Consider the following 17,331-nt stretch of genomic DNA (forward strand, 5'->3'; position numbering starts at 1 on the left):
ACGTCCATGCTGATTACCCGCCAATCGCTCCAGTCGGCCTATGTCGGCTTCAACGCGGCCTTCCAGGCTGGCCTTGGAATGGCCACCTCGCAGTGGTCGCGGATCGCGACCCTGATTACCTCGACCACCAAGACGCAGGAATATGGCTGGCTCGGCCAGTTTCCGGGCATGCGCGAATGGATCGGCGACCGCGTGGTCAACGGTCTTGCCAGCCACGGCTATACGCTGACCAACAAGTCCTATGAAACGACGATCGGCGTCGACCGTGACGATTTCGAAGACGACAATCTCGGCATCTATGGGCCGATGTTCCAGCAGCTTGGCCAGAACGCAGCGCTCTTTCCCGACCAGCTGGTCTGGGGGCTCCTGAAGAACGGTTTCGGCACGAAGTGCTATGACGGCCAGTATTTCTTCGACACCGATCATCCGGTGCTCGATGCCAAGGGCAACGTCAATTCCGTGGCCAATACCGATGGCGGCAATGGCACGGCCTGGTTCCTGATCGACGATACACGCGCCTTGAAACCGCTGATCTACCAGAGCCGCAAGCCCTTCACCAACCTGATCCGCAAGGACCAGGAGAGCGACGACAACGTCTTCTTCAAGAAGGAATATGTCTACGGTCTCGACGGTCGCTGCCAGGTCGGTTTCGGCTTCTGGCAACAGGCCTGGGGCTCGAAGCAGACGCTCGATGTCACCAGCTACGAGGCGGCCCGCGTCGGTCTCGGCAGCCTGAAGGCCGATTACGGCAATCCGCTTGCTATCAATCCGCGCCTTTTGATCGTGCCGCCGTCGCTGGAAGGGGCGGCCCGCAAGATCGTCGGTAACCAGCTGACCGACAATGGCGGCACCAACCAGTGGTACGGCACGGCCGAGGTGCTGGTTTCGCCCTGGCTTTCCTGATCCGTCATCCCCGCAATGCCTCCCAGGGCAAGGGCCGTCAGCTTCGGCTGGCGGTTCCTGATGCAAGCGCCGGCTTCGACGGCTTTTCCATCAGGAACCGAAAAGGACCCCATCATGGCTTCGAAGAAAGACGAGACCGCCGGCACGGAAAAAAGCTGGCTGGACGAATTCCGGACCGTCACCGAGGACGAATTCAAAAAGCTCTATCCGTTGACCCATGCGCTGATGCGCGCCTGGGATAGGGCGGTGGAGCCGGTCTTGCGGGTGGTCTCCACGGATGCCGGTTTGCGGCGCGGCGATCTCGCGCATCCGGCGACGCCGGTGCTGCATGATCTCAAGACCCTGCATCCGGCCAAAATAGAGCAGATCCTGGCTGAGCCCGCCCTGATTACCGAACTGGTGGAAAAGCCGGATGAGCCGGTCCCGGCTGACGATGCCAAGTCGGCGCAAGGCTGAGGCGGGTCCATGGCCTATTGCACCAAGCAGGATCTGATCGAGCGGTTCGGGGAGCGGGAACTGATCCAGTTGACCGATCGCGCCACGCCGCCCGCCGGGGCGATGGACGACACGATCATTGCCCGCGCCATTGCGGATGCCACCGCGCTTGCGGACGGCTATATCGGTAAGGCCTACAGCCTGCCGCTGGTGACCGTGCCGGAGGTGCTGGTGAAGCTCACCGCAGACGTCGCCCGCTACTATCTGCATTTCAAGGGCGTCGAAAGAGACAGCCCGATCCAGCGCAGCCATGACCAGGCGCTTTCCTATTTCCGGGATGTCGCCAGAGGCATCGTGCAATTGATCGAGACCGAAACCGGCGAGACGCCGCCGGTCTCCGGTGGCGGTCAGGTCAAGGTCGTGGCTCCGGACCGGACCTTCTCCCGCAAGACGCTGAAGGGCTATTGAGATGGCCGGGACTTCCATCGAGATCCGGGACGGATTGACGCCGACGCTGGAGCGTCTCGTCAGCGTGTCAGATAATCCGGCTGCGATCATGAGCGATGTCGCGGCCTATCTGCTCACCTCGACCCAGCAGCGCTTCGAGCAGGAGATTGGGCCGGACGGGCAGAAGTGGAAGCCGCTGAAACCCCGCACGGCGGCCCAGAGGATCGGCAAGGGCCGCGTGAAGCGTGGCAGCGAGCATATTCTCGTTCGCACCGGGCGGCTGAAGAACAGTCTCACCGCTGCCTCCGATGCCGTCAGCGCGACCGTCGGCACCAATGTTGAATATGCCGCGATCCACCAGTTCGGGGGCGTGATCCGTCAGACGGCCCGATCCCAGACGCTCAGCCTGAAGCGCATTCGCGGCTCAAAACAGGTCCGTTTCGTCAGGGCCGGAGCCAAGGGCGCGGTCGAGCGCGAGGTGACGATCGGCGCGCGGCAGATCGTCATGCCAGCCCGTCCCTATCTCGGCATCAACGATGCCGACCGGGCCGAGATCGCCACCATCATCATGACCGACTTCGGAAAGGCTGTGGAATGATCGTCTTCGAAATCATCGACCGGCTGAAGCAGGCAGGCACGCCCTTCGTCATCGTCGAAGGGGCGAACGAACTGGCGGAGGTCAAGGACCGGCCGGGGAATACGCCTGCGGCCTATGTCTTCGTCAGCGGCGAGGCCTCGGAAGACAATCAGCGGCTGACCGGGCCGATCCTGCAGCGCACCGCCGTCGACCTCTCCGTGGTGATCATCACCGAGAATGCCGGCGGCGCGGAAGATGCGGCCCGCGACATCGAGACCCTGAAGGCGTTCACCCGTGGCTTGCTCCTCGGCTTCACGCCCGCCGATGCCGAGCCGCTGGAACACATTACCGGGCGGCTGCAGCAGGCGAGAGACGGCATGGTCTGGTTCGAGGATGTTTTCGGCACGGCCTTTTATCAGGAGGAACAGCCATGACGAACCCGCAGACGGGCGGCAGCTATCTGCGCAATCCGGACGGCAGCCTGACCCGAATCGAGATTGCCGCCTTCAAACCAGCCGAGCCGGAACAGCCCGCCGCCCAGCCTTCGAGCGAAACGCCGGAGGCGCAAGACGAGACCAGCGCCAAGAAGGGAAAGGCCTGAGCCATGACGAAATACGCACGCAACAAGGCCCTGCTGGTGAAGCTTGAGGCGACCTATGGCGAGGATGCCGCCCCGACCGGGGCGGCCAATGCCATGCAGGCGGGGAATTTCAACTTCGAGCCGCTGCTGGGCACTGATGTCAGCCGCGACCTGATCCTTCCTTACATGGGCCATCAGGGCGTGATCCTGACCGGCAACTATGCCCGCCTCGCCTTCGATGTCGAGGTGGCGGGATCGGGTGCGGCCGGAACCGTACCGGCCTGGGGCGTTCTGATGCGGGCCTGCGGCATGGCCGAGGTGATCACGGCGGCAACGGATGTCAAATACACGCCGGTTTCCCGCGATTTCGAGGCCGCCTCGATCTATTTCGTCAATGACGGCATCAAGCATGTGCTGCTCGGCGCACGCGGCACCTGGAAGCTTTCGATGCAGCCGAGCCAGATTGCCCGTTTCAGCTATACGCTGACCGGTCTTCTCGGCACGATCACCGATGACGCCAACCCGGTAATCGACCTCACCAAATTCATCAAGCCGGTTCCGGTTTCCAAGGCAAACACCACGTTTTCGCTGCTCGGCTATGCCGGGGCCTGCGAGGCGTTTTCCTTCGATCTGGCGGGCGATATCCAGCCGCGCCTGCTGATCAATGAAGAGAGCATCGAATATACCGACCGGCAGATGACCGGCGAGGCGACGATGGCCGCGACCTCGCTTGCCACCGTCGACTGGTTCGGCAAGGCGCTTTCCCACGAGACCGGCGTATTGGCTGCCCAGCATGGCAAGGCGGCGGGCAATATCGTCCAGTTCGATGCACCGCGCGTGCAGATCGGCCGCACGACCTATGAGGAGAACCAGAAGATCCTCAACAACAAGATGCCGATGATGTTGCTGCCGAGCGCCGGCAACGACGAATTCACCATCACCGTCAAGTAGGCCCTGAAGGGCGTTCAAAGAGGCTTTGAAGCATGTTCAAACTCGTACCCACCCTGACTGCCTGGTGGCCCGTTTCCGTGCTGGAACCGGATAATGACAATCCCGGCACGCTGAAGGAGGCGACGTTCGAGGTCGAACTGGTGATCCGGGGCAAGGACGAACTGAAGCCCTATGACGATCAGCGCGCCGACCTGATCAACCGGCTGCCGTCAGCCGAGGATTATGCCACCGATCTGAGGGCTGCCTCCGACGCGGCGACCCGGGTGAGGGCAGAGATCGAGGATCATGACCGGCGCATGTTTCACCTGATGGTCAGCAACTGGCGGGGCGTGGTCGATGCCGATGACCAGCCACTGCCGTTCAGCCCTGATACTCTCGACATGGCGCTCGGCTTTGACCGTATCCGCGTGGCGCTGAACCGCGCCTATGAAGAAGCCGTCTCGAACGACAAGGCCCGATTGGGAAACTTGAAGAACTAGCCCAAAGCTGGGCGCGGCATCGGACCGGCAAGATCGACCGGACGAAGCCGCAGATCGTGACCGAGAGCGTGCGCGACGAATTCGCGGCTTTCGGTCTGGTGGTCGAGGTGGAAGAGGCGGGCGAGGTGATCCATCCGGTCGCCGCCTGCAATTGGCAAAGCCTCACGGCCTTTCTCGCCTGTGACACGCAATGGCGGGTCGTCGGTGTCGGGCTCGGCGGCATGATCTGGATCGGCCTCGATTACACCGCCTGCGATGTCGTCTTCCGGCGCGGGCACTTTGCCGATCAGGCCTGGGACGATGTGCGGGTGATGGAGGAAGCGGCGCTGCCGATCCTCAACAGCGGAGAGGAATGATGGCCGCCCCTTTGAAACTTGGCATCACCGTCGCCATGGATGCAAGCGGTGTTACGGCCGGTGCGCAGGCCACCCGGCAGGCGATTGCAGGCATCGGCACGGAAGCTGTCACCAGCGCCACGAAGCTGCAGAAGCTGGTCGATGCCGAGCTCGGTCTTGCCCGCCCGGCGGCCAATTCCAATTCGCGCGCCGCAGACATTGCCGCCTATGGTGCCGAGCTCGACCGGCTGCGCGCCAAATTCAACCCGCTCTATGCCGTCACCGCCACCTACAAGACGGCGGTGGCCGAGATCCGCCAGGCGCATCGGCTGGGTGCGATTTCCGCCGATGAGATGACGGCGGCGATCAGCCGGCAGCGGCAGGCGACCCTTGCCTCGATCGATGCGATCAAGGGACGCAATGCCGCGATCAGGGCGGGGCAGGGTGGTGGTGGGGCAAACACGTCCTTTGCCGCCACCAATACGATGTATCAGTTTCAGGATATCGCCACGACCGCCGCCATGGGGATGAGCCCGGCGATGATCGGCCTGCAGCAGGGCAGCCAGATTGCCGGTGCCTATGCCGGATTGTCCCTGAAGGATGCCGCCAAGACCACAGCCTCGGCGCTGACCTCTCTTCTCAGCCCAACCTCAATCGCAGCAATCGCGCTTACCGCCGGTGCGGCTGCCGCGATCCAGTTCGGCATGGGGCTGTCGCAGTCGAGCAGTGACGCCAAGAAGCTTGAAGAGGTGCTGGGCAGCCATGCGGAGACGGTCGAGCGGCTGAAGAAGCAATATGGCGATCTGGGCTCGGCGATCAAATCCGCCATGCCGATCGGCGGCGCGGGCTTTACCGACGCCTCCGCCCGAAACGAGATCGCCACGCTGGAAACGGCGATCAAGAAACAGTCGGAAGACCTTGCCACGAGCTTCGGCGGTTTCTTGAAGGGCGGCCTGCTCGGCTCTTCCACCGCCGGGCTCGACGCGCTCCTTTCCACCGATGCCTCGCCGTTCCAGAAACAGGTCAACGATCTTTTGACCTCGGTGCGGGCGGGCAAGGGCGATCTCAGCACCTTCCAGACCGAGATCGAGAGCGCCTTCGATGCGCTTCGCCAGTCCAGCGATGCACCGGCCAAACTGAACGCGGAGATGGAGCGGCTGACGGCCGCCGCGCAGGATGCCTTTTCCGTTTCGCCGAAGTTCGAGCCGTTCCAGGCCGAAATCGCCAAGCTGACCCTCGGCCTTAAAAACGGCAATGCCGACCTCTCTGACTTCGCGACTAATGTCAGCCGGATCGGGCAGTTGAACGGCCTTCAGAAGGTGGCCGACGAGGTGATCCTCGCCTCGAAGGGGGCCGTAGAGCTGGCCGAGACCTTGCGCGAGGTCCGGGCGATCATCCAGCAGATGGATCGGGAGGACACGCGCTCCGGCCTGTCCGCCCAGCGCGAGACGGCACGCTATGTGAACCTTCGGGCGGCGGCTCTGCAGGACGCCAATGCAAAGTTTGCCGCCGATCAGCAGTTGATCCTGGCTCAGACCAATGCCGAGAAGCTTGCAGCGATCGAGGCGCGGGTGCGTGCCTCGGCCAGAGAGGACGGCGACAAGGATGGCGGCTTGCAGGCGCGGATCGACCGGGAACTGACCGCCGAGCGCAACAGGCAGGCGGTGGAGGCGCGCAATGCCACGCTCGCGCGGACCGAAAGCATCCAGCAGACCATCGCCCAGCAGCGGCTTGAGCTTTCTCTGATCGGTCAGACGACGGCGGCGCGGGAAGAGCAGCTTTTTGCCGAACAGCAGATTTCGACCATCCGGCAGGAGGCGGCCCGGACGGGTGCGGCAATCGACGAGCAGGAAATCAGCCGTATCCGCCAGAAGGCTGCCGAATACGGGCGGCTGAAGGCCGAGATCGAGGCGGCCAATTATCTGCAGAGCCAGACCGCAAATCTCGACCGGCTGCGCTATCAGACGGCGATCGCCACGCAGCCGGTATCGCAGCAGTCGGCGCTTCTGGCGCAATATGATGCCGAGGTCAAAATCCGCGAGCTTGGAGCCGATCCGACATCGGACCGGGCCGAAGCGATCCGGCGGGTGGCGCGTGAGACAGCCGCCTGGAACACTCAGCTTGCCAGAACCACCGAGGCCTGGAACGCCGTCCAGCAATCGGCCGGCAACACCATCGACAGCATTGTCGACGGTCTTTCCTCCGGCAATATCAAGGATGCCCTGAAGACCATCGTCAGCGACATCAACAAGACCTTTCTGGAACTGGCGATCAAGAACCCGATCAAGAACGCCTTGCTCGGCACGAGCTCCGGCACCTTGAGCGATGTCGGCGGCATCGGCGGCATCTTCTCCCGGCTGTTCGGCGGCGGCTCGTCCAGTGCCACGTCGCTTGCCAGCAAGGCGCTCGGCCAGTCGGTGGGCACCATGCAGGTGGCGGCCGGAACCGTGATGCTGAATGGCGGGGTGACCGGCGGCCTGACCACTTTGCTTGGTGGCACTCAGACTGCTGCCAACAGCAATTCCAGCCTTCTCGATCTTTCCTCCTATCGCAAGGCCATCTCCTCGATCGAAAGCGGCGGCAACTATTCCGCGCTCGGGCCGCTCACCGCCTCCGGCGACCGCGCTTACGGGGCCTATCAGGTCATGGGCGCGAACATTCCCTCCTGGACGAAGGCAACGCTCGGCACGTCGATGACGCCGAACGAATTCCTGGCGAGTTCAGAAGCGCAGGATGCGGTGTTCAATAAGTATTTCGGGGCCTCGGTTGCCAAATACGGCAATGCCCAGGATGCCGCCTCGGTGTGGTTTTCCGGCCGTCCGCTGTCGAGTGCCGCCAATGCCTCGGACGCTCTCGGCACGACCAGCACCGCCTATGTCGACAAGTTCAATTCAGCGCTCGGCAATGTCACCGGATCGACCAACAGCGCCGCTTCCGGGCTGAGCGGTCTGAACAGCGCCACCGGCGTTGCCGCCAAGGGGCTGGACGGTCTGGGCTCCGGCCTCGGCAAGTTCGGCCAGATCCTGGCGCAGGCACAGGCCTCCGGCAATGGCGGGCTCGTATCGCTCCTCGGCAGCCTCACCTCCTACGGTCAGTCGGTCTTCAATTCGTCGAGCCAGTTCCAGTCGGCGATCTTGAATGGCGGTATCGGGCTTTATTCCAGCGGCGGCTATACCGGCGACGGTGGCCTCTATGAACCGGCCGGTGTTGTCCACAAGGGCGAAATCGTCTGGAGCCAGGCCGACATTGCCCGTGCAGGCGGCATGCATACGGTCGAGGCCATGCGGCTTGGCAAGCGCGGCTATGCCGATGGCGGTGTCGTCGACAGCTATCCGACGCCGAAGCGCCTCTGGTCGCCCGCCAACGGCAATGACGGTTCCGGCAAGAGCCTCTCGATGCCGCGCAGCGCCACCATCACCCTCAACATGGCGGGAGCCTATGGCAAGGACGAGATGCGCGCCGAAGCCTATGCCGGCATGCAGGCGGCGCTCGATGAATATGACCGGGCGATGCCGGACCGCATGCAGGAGATCAGCGCGCATCCGAGGTGGCGATAATGGCGGCCCTTGCCCTTTCCGAATTGTTCGATCTTCTGCCGATTGCCTCGGTGACCTGGTCGATCCAGCGCAATGACGAGTTTGACATGCTGGGCTCCGGCGATGTCTGGCAGGCCGAGCTTGCTGTGCCGCTGTGGACGGCGGAGATCTCGCTTGGGACCTCCAGGAACGACGAGGCGACAGAGGTCGCGGCGCTGATCCGCAGCCTGGACGGGGTGCGCACGGCTTTTCTGGTTTGCGATCCGATCCGGTCCTATCCGCTGCTCGATCCGCAAGGGGTGAGCATTGCCGGTCACGCCATCACCATCCGCGAGATCGGCGCGGATCGGGTGACGGCGCGTATGACCGGCTTTCCACCCGGCTATACCCTTTCCAGAGGCGACAAGCTGCAGATCACCTATGGCGGCCAGATCGCCTTTGTCGAGGTAAGCCGGACGATGGCTGCCGATGCCGAGGGTCATCTCGATGCGCCGATCTTCCCGCGCCTGCCGCTGGCGATTGCTGCCGGCATGGCAGTGACGCTCGCCCGGCCGGCCTGTCCGATGATCATCGTTCCCGAAAGCCATAATCCGGGCGAGGCCCGCCGGACGACGACATCCGGGGCAGGTTTCAAAACCATGCAGAAGCGGAGGACCTGATGCGGGATATCGATAGCGCCACCTTGACCGCGCTGGAGCGCGCGCCGATTGACGGCTTTGCCCCGAGAACGCTCGCCTGGTTCACCGCAAAGGAACGCACGACCGGCAATTCTGTCGGGCGCGGCTTCTGGTCCGGGGATGAGGATCTGAACCTGACGGTGTTCGGCGGCATTGACGGGTCGCTGGTCAGCCGTCCCTATCTTGCGGCGGGCAATCTCTTGAAGATCAGTGATATTCCGCAGACCTCGGATTTTACCGTCCAGACGATCACCATCGACATTTCCCAGATCGCTACCGCCGCCCGCCAGCTGGTGCGCGAATACGATTTGAGGCTCGGCAAGATCGAGATCCACGAATTGCTGATCGATCCGAAGACCGGCGAACAGATCGCGCCGGGCATGATCATCTTCATGGGCGAGATCGACGGCGCACCGATCAAGACGCCACGTGCCGGCGGAACGGGATCGGCCTCGATCAAGGCCGTTTCGGATGTCATGTCGATGCTGACCCGCTCCAATCCGGTCAAAAGCTCCTATGAGGGCCAGAAGGTGCGCCAGGACGACCAGTGGGGAAAGGACACCGCCGTGATCGCCACCTGGAAGATCGCCTGGGGCCAGAAGTCCACCTGAGCATGCCGCTTGCGATGTGAGCCCGATTTGCTATGTATTTGAAAGGTTCTTGAAGGGTGTTTGAAGCCCCTTCAAACCGCCCCCACAAACGCTTGTGGCTGTTTTGCCGCCATGCCTTGAGCCAGTTTGCTCGGCATGCACCAGATCCGCAAAATCCACTCTGCCTTGCCTGATCACGCTCCTTCGGGGGCGCGCTGATGCAGACGCTTGTGCGGGTGAAGGACTGGCGGTCACGGTTCGAGGCGGCAATCGACGAGATCAAGGCGCGGCCTTTCGAATGGTCCGTCCATGATTGCGGACCGGGCCTTGCCGGCCGTCTGGTCGAGGCGGTGACCGGTGTCGATCTGACAGCCTCCTTTTCCCCCATGCCCTATCATGACGAGGCGAGTGCCGCCGCCGTCATCCGGGCGGCGGGCTTCGAGACGCTCGGCGCGCTGGTCGCCTCGCTGCTGCCGGAGATCCATCCGAGCCAGGCGCAGATCGGCGACATTGCGGCCATTGCCTATGACGGGCCGATCGGCCATGCGCTGGGCGTGGTGAACGGCGAGCGGATCTTCGTGCTGCGTCCGCAGGGGCTCGGAACCGTCAGCCTGCTTCAGGCGACGATGGCCTTCAGGGTGGGCTGAATGGTCTTCAAAACCGTTTCCATTCTGCTCTTCCTGCTGATCTCGGCCGACGCCGCTTATGCCGGGCCGGTGGGTGCGGCGGTGGCCGCAGTCGGCTCGTTCTTTGCCACCGGCATCGGCAGCATGGTCGGCCGGGTGGTGATCGGGCTTGGCCTGTCGCTCTTGCAGAAGGCGTTGACGGGCAAGAACAAGACCGCTGCCGCCGGCCAGGTGCTGGAAATCAAGATGGGCGAAGACCAGCCGATGAGCTTCATCATCGGCTCGCGTGCCGTGGGCGGGCGGCGGAAATATATCGGCACCTGGGGCAGCGACGGCAGCACGCCGAATGCGTTTCTCACCGACGTCATCGAGCTTTCCAACCTGCCGTCCTATGCTGGGCCGCAGGGCCTCAACAGTGTCTGGATCGACGACAAGAAATGCACCGTCGACTGGTCGCGGCCGCATGCCGACGGGCGCGGCTATCCGATCACCGAGTTTCGCAAGAACGGCAAGGATTATCTCTGGCTCAAATATTATGACGGCACCCAGACGGCAGCCGACAGCTTTCTGGTCGCAAAATTCGGCGGCAATGCCGACCGGCCCTATGCCTCCGACCGGATCGGGCGCGGCGTGCAATACATCATCCTGACGGCCCGCTATAACACCGACCTGTTTTCCGGCATGCCGACCGGCATTTATGAACCGAAGCCGACGCCGTTTTACGATCCGCGCAGGGACAGCACCAATGGCGGCAGCGGCACGCATCGCTGGAACGATCCCTCCACCTACGAGCCGACGCTCAATCCGATCACCGCCGCCTACAACATCGCACGCGGCATCTATTATGACGGCGACTGGTTTTATGGCGGCCAGAATGTCTCGGCGCACCGCCTGCCGAATGCCTCCTGGTTTGCCGCCGCCAATGAATGCGACCGCACCGTCAACGATGCCGCGCAGTTTCGCTGCGGACTGGAAGTGACGCTCGATACCGAGCCGCTCGACGTGCTGGAGGATCTGCGCATTGCCTGCGCCGGCCGCTTTGCCGAGGTCGGCGGCTTCATCAAGCCGCTGGTCGGTGCGCCGGGCTCCGCCGTCTATTCCTTCGACGACGATGGCATCGTCGTCAGCAAGGATCAGGATTTCGAGCCGTTCCCGTCGCTCAAATCCACCCATAACCGGGTGGCCGGCACCTATCCGGAGCCGGAGGAGAAATGGGCGACCAAGGACGCGCCGGAAAGCCGCAACCTGACGCTCGAAGCAGAAGACGGCAATCGCTCGCTGCCGGTCTCGGTCTCCTTTGCCGCCGTGCCCTATTCGGCGCAGGTGCAGTCGCTGATCGAGACTATGGTGAAGGAGCAGCGCCGCTTCCGCACCCATGTTGTGACCCTGCCGCCGCTGGCTGCCGCGCTGGAGCCGAACGACGTCGTCGCCTGGACGTCGGAGCGCAATGCCTATGCCAACAAGAAGTTTCTGGTCACGGCCAATAACGGCCAGTCCGGCATGCTGCGGCAGGTGTCGCTGACGGAGATCGACCCTTCCGATTACGATCCGCCGGAAACGATTGTCGCGCCGGTGATCGGCTGGACAGGGCCGGTGACCGCTCCCGTCCAGGCGATGACAGGGTTTCAGGTCGAGGCGGGATCGGTGACCGATGCCGACAGCCAGCAGCGCCGCCCGGCCATCGTCGTGTCCTGCGCCAGCGATCTCGATGATGTGGCCCGCGTCTGGATCAAGATCCGCGTCAAGGCGACCGGCATCGTCGTGCTCGACACCGATGCGCTGCCCTACGGCGCGCCGGCCCGATGGACGCTCTCCGGCACCTGGTGCCTGGCGCTAACCGAATACGAGGTGCAGGGCAAGCTGGTGCCGGTGACGGCGCGGGAAACCGACTGGTCTGCCTGGATCGACGTGACGACGCTCAATCTGTCGGAATCCTCCGATGTGCTCGACGGCTCTATCGTCACGTCAAAGCTCGCCGATGCGGCGGTGACGGCCGCCAAGATCATGGACGAGGCGATCACCAGCCTGAAGCTCGCCGACGATGCCGTGACCACCGCCAAGCTTGCGGTCGCAGCGGTGACCTCCGAGATCCTGGCCGCCGGTGCGGTGACGGCGGCGAAGCTCGCTGATGCGGCCGTAACGGCCACTGCCCTGGCGGCGGGTGTGGTCGATGCCACCAAGCTTGCCGCGAGCATCGAAGCGGTCAAGGTGGTCACGGCGCTGCCAACCAGCCGGGTCGCGGCCTATGTGACCTATAACGGCGTGAGCTATCGCTGGAACGGTTCGGCCTATGTCAATTCGGTGGCGACCTCCGAACTGACCGGACAGATCATCAGTTCGCAGGTGGCGGATGCGGCCATCCAGGCGGCAAAGCTGGCCGACAGTGCGGTGACCACGGTAAAGATCGCGGCCAATGCCGTGACGGCGGATCAGGTAGCGGCAGGCGCGATCACCGCCAAGCACCTGGTGCTGACGGATTTCACGAACCTGGTGCCGGACAACCAGATGCAGGACCCCGGCAATTCCTGGTCCGGCGCGGGCTGGAGTTCGTGGAGCGATGCCTATCTCGGCGGCATGGCCTCCAAATCCCAGATGGTCTACACCTATGTGGCGGGCCAGACCGGCTATAGCGCCGCGCTGATCAGCCGGATGTTTCCGGTGGTGGCCGGGGCGCAGTATCGCGTCACCGGCTCCAGCTATTCCAATGGCAAGCAGGCCCCGCTGCTGCGCATTCACTGGTTCACAGTGACGGGCGCGGAAATCTCGTTCTCGGCCATTCTCGATGTCAGTGGCGGTTCCACCTCCAGCTATCTGACGGCGACGGTCAATGTCACGGCTCCAGCCGGCGCAGTCTATGGCCGTATCCAGGCCTATGTGCAGCGCTCGAACATCAACAACCACGTCTATGTCGGCGGCTTTGTCGTCAACCGGCGCAATGCCGCCGAACTGATCGTCGATGGCTCGATCACCGCCAATGCCTTGACGGCCGGGGCGGTGACCTCCGACAAGATCGCGGCGAATGCCGTGACGACGGCGGCAATTGCAGCAGGCGCGGTTTCGGCCGATCAGATTGCGGCGGGAGCGATCACCACCGACAAGATCGGCGCTGGGGCCGTGACCACCGGGAAGCTGGCGGTCGGCACGGGGGCAAACTGGTTCGTCAACTCCGATTGTCAGGCGGGAAAGACCTATTGGCTGCTGGCCGGGACCAGCGGCGGCACCTGGGAGTTTTCGGTTCGGACCACCGACAATTGGGCTCCACCGGGCGGAGCCTTCCAGATCGTCCAGACGGATGCATCCACGGCAAGCTATTATGCCGATCTGGTGCAATGCGATGCCAATGGCGCGACCAAATATTGGGATGTGGTGGCCGGGAACTGGTATGAGGTTTCCTGCTACAGCTACGGCCATAGGGGCAGCGGCTTCTCCGCCTATCTCGTCTTCACCAAGGCGGATGGGACATGGGTAAGCGCCGGGCAGTTGTGGGGCGTCGGCGCAGCGCAGAATGGCGATCCGCAAAACAGCCTTGCCAGCTATCTGCGGCCCTGGGCGAAGGCGCAGGCTCCAGCCGGGGCCGTCAAGGCCTATGTCATCTTCCGGGCGCAGGGCTCGGCCACGGCTGGGGTCATCAACTCCTTCCTTTGGCTGACCCGGATGTATTTCGGGGAGGCGACGGCCAACCAGTCGCAGCCGTCTGCCTGGCAACCTGCAGGGGCAACGCTGATCAATGGCGGCAGCATCGTCGCCTCGGCTATCACCACCGATCTGCTTGCAGCCAATGCCGTCACGGCGGCAAAGCTGGCTGCGGGGTCGGTGACAGCGGACAAGATCGTGGCGGGGTCTGTTACTGCAGACAAGATTGCGGCATCCTCGATCACGGGCGACAAGATCGCCGCCAATACCATCGGCGCGAACAACATTGCAGCGAACGCGGTCACCGCCAAGCAGCTGGTGCTGACGGATTTCACCAATCTGGTGCCGGACAACCAGATGCAGGACCCGGGCAATTCGTGGTCCGGTTCGGGCTGGAGTTCGTGGACCGACGCCTATCTGGGCGGCATGGCCTCGAAATCGCAGATGCGGTTCATCTACGCGGCAGGCAGTGGTTACACCGATGGGCTGATCAGCCGGTTATTCCCGGTCACGGCCAATGCGCAGTACCGCGTCACCGGCTCGGCCTATTCCAACGGCACTCAGGCCCCGTTGCTTCGGATCATCTGGTATAATTCCGCTGGTGCTCAGCTGAGCTATATCGACTTCGGAAACTGGGTCGGAGGCACCGGCTCGGGCATCGTGACAGCGACGATGAACGTGACCGCTCCAGCCGGTGCCACGCAAGCCCGCGTAGCGGCTTATGTCTACCTGCCGAACACCAACAGCGATGTCTATGTCGGCGGCTTCGTCGTCAACAAACGCAACGCCGCCGACCTGATCGTCGATGGCGCGATCACCGCCAACCAGCTTTCCGTCAATTCGCTCTCCGCCATTACCGCCAATCTGGGAACCGTCACCGCCGGGGTCATTCAGGCGTCGAACGGCAAGATGGTGATCAATCTCGGGGCAGGGTCCATGGAGTGGTACGAATGAGCCGGGGCTTCATCAAACCGGTCAACGGCTCTTTCCGGATGCGGATCGTGAAGGCGGGCTATGACGCCAACAACTTCTCCATTCCGCAGAATGCCGTGGTCTTTGACAGCGACGCCTTGAGCTATCTTCAGGTTTTTCTGAGCGGCTCGCTTTTGATCTCCAGCGCTCAAGGAGCGGCCAAGCTGGTGACCTGGCCGTCGCTCGGCTTCATTCCCATAGCCTGGGCAGCGCACAAGAAGGACGGGGCCTATATCGCGCCGATCACCACGAACCGCACCGATTACAATATTGGCGAGGTGCTGGTGGAGGCGGATGGGCTGACGGTCGAGACCCGCAGCCTCAATTATCCGGTCTATCTCGATTATGTCGTCTGGAGGAGCCAGGCGCTATGACCAAGCGGGCCGTCTTCAATCCGTCCATTCCGGTTTTCCGCGTTTCGGCTCCCGGTGTCGATGTCGACAGCGCCAGCCAAAGCCAGCTGCTGCTCGATGAGCGGGTGTTTTCCGGTCAGCTTTATCTCTCCGGCTATGTGGCGCGCAATTCCCAGACCGCCCTGACCATCACCTTTCCCTCGCTCGGCTATGTGCCGGTGGTGGTGGTCAACAACGTGTTTTCCGATGGCCGGATTACCTATCCCACCGGCTACAAGACCCAGAATGGCGGGTCCACCTTTGTCGTGCCCGTCATCAACTACACGGTCACGGCGTCTGCCATTACCTTCAACTTCGTTTCCGATGCCGCGATCACCGGGGCCTATTACATGATCTTCCGGAGGTCGCTCTGATGGCGCGGGTTCGGATCGATGCCTCCGGGATCAGGATTGCCGTTGCAGGCCACAGCGTCGATGACGGCGACCAGTATCTGGCCTTTTCCAGCGGCGCGGCCTGTCTTGCAATCTATATGCGCGGCGTGGCGGCGATGAGCGGCGCGGAGACCGTGAAGATCGGCAGCGGCAACAGCGCCTTCAACTGCCGACGCCTGACGATCAGCTTCGGCAAGACCTTCTCCGCTCCGCCCATCGTGCTCTTCGGCTTCAAGATGCCGAATTACCCGCAACTGATGCTGCCGACCTACGCGATCATCTTCAGCGGCGTGGTCAGCGGCTCCACCTACTTTTCCTATCTGCCGAACTTCGTGAATGTCGGGACCAGTGCCTTCGAGTTCTGGACCGGCGTCACCAACATGGAAAGCCTCTCTTACGTCGTCCTGGAGAACACGCTGGCATGATCGTCTGTCACACGAACGGAACCATCTTCAACGTCCTGTCCGATCCCATTCCGGAGGGCATGGCCGAGCATCTGAGCCAGCAGGGCATCAGCTTCATTGAGGTGGAGAGCACCGAAAGCGCCCAGCATGTCTGCGCCCATTACCACGTCTTTGAAGGGTGTTTGAACCCGCTTCAAGAGATGGACTTGCCCGCCGCAATCACACTGCAGCCGGGCGGCACCACGGTGTTCGACGGCCTGCCTGATCCGTGCACGGTGGCGATCGATGACGAGGCGCAGACGGTGAGCGGCGGCCATCTCGAATTCGAGGCCGCCGATGCCGGGACTTATCTGCTGGTGTTCACGGCTTCCGGCTACCGGCCCAGAACGGTGGAGGTGACGGTCGATGAAGCTGCTGCTTAAGAAGGACCTGGCGCAGGTGAGGGCCTTGGCCATCGAAGGCATTGAAGAGGCCTTCGCCGCTCTGCTCGAAGAGGTCTATCCGTCAGCCAAGTCGAAGATCTACGCGCTGAAGGAGCGGGCAGCGACCGATCTTGTCCGGTTCGGGACCTCCTCTGTTCTCACGCAATCGGAAGCGCAGCGCACGGGCTTAAGCGAGGCCGCAGCAGCCGCACTGATCCTGGAGCGCCATGCCGAAACGGCGGCAAGGATCGCCCGCATCGAGGCGGCGCGGCTGAGCACCAAGCGCGAGATCGAGGCGGCGACATCTGCCCCTGCCATCACCCGGCTTATCGAGGCCGCCCATTCCTTCATCCAGCAACAGCGAGGCGAGAATGTATAGTGTGAACAGCATGTATGAAGCCATGGTCGATGGCGTGATCGTCGAGGTCACGGCTGGACGCTCCAGTCGCTGGGCTGCGATGGCGGCCTGGTGGCTCGGCCGCCAGCAGATCCTGAGCGCCCGCGACTTCTGGTACGGCGTCGCCGCCCACATGACCAATGGGCTTTCGGCGGAAGAACAGCAGTCGATCCAGGATCAGTTGTTGAGCGACGAGAAGGCCTATCTGTCCACCGTCACCGAACTGCCGGCCATTCCGGCCTTCGTCACCAGCACGATCGACGGCTGGGTCAACGTGCCGGTGTCGGATGAGGTGCTGAAGCGTCGCTACCAGCTGGCGATCCAGGAGATGATGAACGCCAAGGCGCGCGAACGCGGCTATGACAGCATGACCACCGCCGTCACCTATTCTGGCGACAAGAATGCCACCTTCGCGGCCGAGGCTGCGGCGCTCAAAGACTGGCGCTCCGATGTCTGGGTCTATTCGCTGGCCGAGCTTGAGAAGGTGATCGCCAAGCAGCGGCCGATCCCGACCATCGCCGATTTCCTCACCGAGCTTCCGGCCTTCTCCTGGCCGACCACGCAAAGCGGCGAGGGCTGAGCC

20 protein-coding genes are annotated in these 17,331 nt (G+C 63.0%); all 20 read left to right on the forward strand.

The genetic code is table 11. The features are described from left to right. The first annotated feature begins 6 nt into the window (after positions 1-6). The 20 genes from QO005_RS04840 to QO005_RS04935 all read left to right on the forward strand — a co-directional run bounded on the left by QO005_RS04840 (position 7) and on the right by QO005_RS04935 (position 17,328). Entirely contained in the window at positions 7-903 is an 897-nt protein-coding gene (locus tag QO005_RS04840; protein WP_307156854.1) for a Mu-like prophage major head subunit gpT family protein, read from the forward strand. A 114-nt stretch (positions 904-1,017) separates the two neighbouring features. Beyond that, complete coding sequence (locus tag QO005_RS04845) at positions 1,018-1,359, forward strand: HI1506-related protein (RefSeq protein WP_307156855.1); 342 nt, start codon at positions 1,018-1,020, stop codon at positions 1,357-1,359. A 9-nt stretch (positions 1,360-1,368) separates the two neighbouring features. Further along, positions 1,369-1,806 carry a gp436 family protein gene (locus QO005_RS04850; protein ID WP_307156856.1) on the forward strand — a complete coding sequence of 146 codons (438 nt, stop codon included), beginning with the start codon at positions 1,369-1,371 and terminating at the stop codon, positions 1,804-1,806. A gap of 1 nt (position 1,807) precedes the next feature. Further along, positions 1,808-2,383, forward strand: coding sequence for a phage virion morphogenesis protein (locus tag QO005_RS04855; protein WP_307156857.1), 576 nt, complete (start codon positions 1,808-1,810; stop codon positions 2,381-2,383). Beyond that, the gene (locus QO005_RS04860; RefSeq protein ID WP_307156858.1) at positions 2,380-2,796 is read left to right on the forward strand and encodes a phage tail terminator protein; all 417 of its coding nucleotides are present in this window, start codon (positions 2,380-2,382) and stop codon (positions 2,794-2,796) included. Before QO005_RS04855 ends, QO005_RS04860 begins: the two co-directional genes overlap by 4 nt. After that, positions 2,793-2,963, forward strand: coding sequence for a hypothetical protein (locus QO005_RS04865; RefSeq protein WP_307156859.1), 171 nt, complete (start codon positions 2,793-2,795; stop codon positions 2,961-2,963). The genes QO005_RS04860 and QO005_RS04865 overlap by 4 nt, the downstream gene beginning before the upstream one ends. A 3-nt stretch (positions 2,964-2,966) precedes the next feature. Then, the gene (locus QO005_RS04870) at positions 2,967-3,893 is read left to right on the forward strand and encodes a phage tail tube protein (protein ID WP_307156860.1); all 927 of its coding nucleotides are present in this window, start codon (positions 2,967-2,969) and stop codon (positions 3,891-3,893) included. A 32-nt stretch (positions 3,894-3,925) separates the two neighbouring features. After that, the gene (locus QO005_RS04875) at positions 3,926-4,372 is read left to right on the forward strand and encodes a hypothetical protein (protein WP_307156861.1); all 447 of its coding nucleotides are present in this window, start codon (positions 3,926-3,928) and stop codon (positions 4,370-4,372) included. Positions 4,373-4,428: 56 nt separating this feature from the next. Continuing rightward, entirely contained in the window at positions 4,429-4,728 is a 300-nt protein-coding gene (locus tag QO005_RS04880) for a DUF1799 domain-containing protein (RefSeq protein ID WP_307156862.1), read from the forward strand. Then, on the forward strand, positions 4,725-8,264 hold the full coding sequence (locus tag QO005_RS04885) for a phage tail length tape measure family protein (RefSeq protein ID WP_307156863.1): 3,540 nt from the start codon (positions 4,725-4,727) through the stop codon (positions 8,262-8,264). The genes QO005_RS04880 and QO005_RS04885 overlap by 4 nt, the downstream gene beginning before the upstream one ends. Further along, positions 8,264-8,902 carry a hypothetical protein gene (locus QO005_RS04890; RefSeq protein ID WP_307156864.1) on the forward strand — a complete coding sequence of 213 codons (639 nt, stop codon included), beginning with the start codon at positions 8,264-8,266 and terminating at the stop codon, positions 8,900-8,902. Before QO005_RS04885 ends, QO005_RS04890 begins: the two co-directional genes overlap by 1 nt. Beyond that, on the forward strand, positions 8,902-9,531 hold the full coding sequence (locus tag QO005_RS04895) for a hypothetical protein (protein ID WP_307156865.1): 630 nt from the start codon (positions 8,902-8,904) through the stop codon (positions 9,529-9,531). Before QO005_RS04890 ends, QO005_RS04895 begins: the two co-directional genes overlap by 1 nt. A 197-nt stretch (positions 9,532-9,728) precedes the next feature. Next, complete coding sequence (locus QO005_RS04900; RefSeq protein WP_307156866.1) at positions 9,729-10,157, forward strand: DUF6950 family protein; 429 nt, start codon at positions 9,729-9,731, stop codon at positions 10,155-10,157. Continuing rightward, entirely contained in the window at positions 10,158-14,723 is a 4,566-nt protein-coding gene (locus QO005_RS04905) for a phage tail protein (RefSeq protein ID WP_307156867.1), read from the forward strand. It abuts the gene before it with no gap. Further along, entirely contained in the window at positions 14,720-15,115 is a 396-nt protein-coding gene (locus QO005_RS04910; protein ID WP_307156868.1) for a hypothetical protein, read from the forward strand. The genes QO005_RS04905 and QO005_RS04910 overlap by 4 nt, the downstream gene beginning before the upstream one ends. Beyond that, the gene (locus tag QO005_RS04915; RefSeq protein WP_307156869.1) at positions 15,112-15,507 is read left to right on the forward strand and encodes a hypothetical protein; all 396 of its coding nucleotides are present in this window, start codon (positions 15,112-15,114) and stop codon (positions 15,505-15,507) included. The genes QO005_RS04910 and QO005_RS04915 overlap by 4 nt, the downstream gene beginning before the upstream one ends. Beyond that, positions 15,507-15,950, forward strand: coding sequence for a hypothetical protein (locus QO005_RS04920; RefSeq protein WP_307156870.1), 444 nt, complete (start codon positions 15,507-15,509; stop codon positions 15,948-15,950). Before QO005_RS04915 ends, QO005_RS04920 begins: the two co-directional genes overlap by 1 nt. After that, a complete protein-coding gene (locus tag QO005_RS04925; protein ID WP_307156871.1) occupies positions 15,947-16,351 on the forward strand; it encodes a peptidase associated/transthyretin-like domain-containing protein in 405 nt (134 codons plus the stop codon). Before QO005_RS04920 ends, QO005_RS04925 begins: the two co-directional genes overlap by 4 nt. Then, the gene (locus QO005_RS04930; RefSeq protein ID WP_307156872.1) at positions 16,335-16,730 is read left to right on the forward strand and encodes a hypothetical protein; all 396 of its coding nucleotides are present in this window, start codon (positions 16,335-16,337) and stop codon (positions 16,728-16,730) included. Before QO005_RS04925 ends, QO005_RS04930 begins: the two co-directional genes overlap by 17 nt. After that, on the forward strand, positions 16,723-17,328 hold the full coding sequence (locus tag QO005_RS04935) for a hypothetical protein (RefSeq protein ID WP_307156873.1): 606 nt from the start codon (positions 16,723-16,725) through the stop codon (positions 17,326-17,328). The genes QO005_RS04930 and QO005_RS04935 overlap by 8 nt, the downstream gene beginning before the upstream one ends. The last annotated feature ends 3 nt before the right edge of the window (positions 17,329-17,331 follow it).

This window comes from Allorhizobium paknamense (assembly GCF_030815125.1).
In the GTDB taxonomy this organism is placed as follows: Bacteria; Pseudomonadota; Alphaproteobacteria; order Rhizobiales; family Rhizobiaceae; genus Allorhizobium; species Allorhizobium paknamense.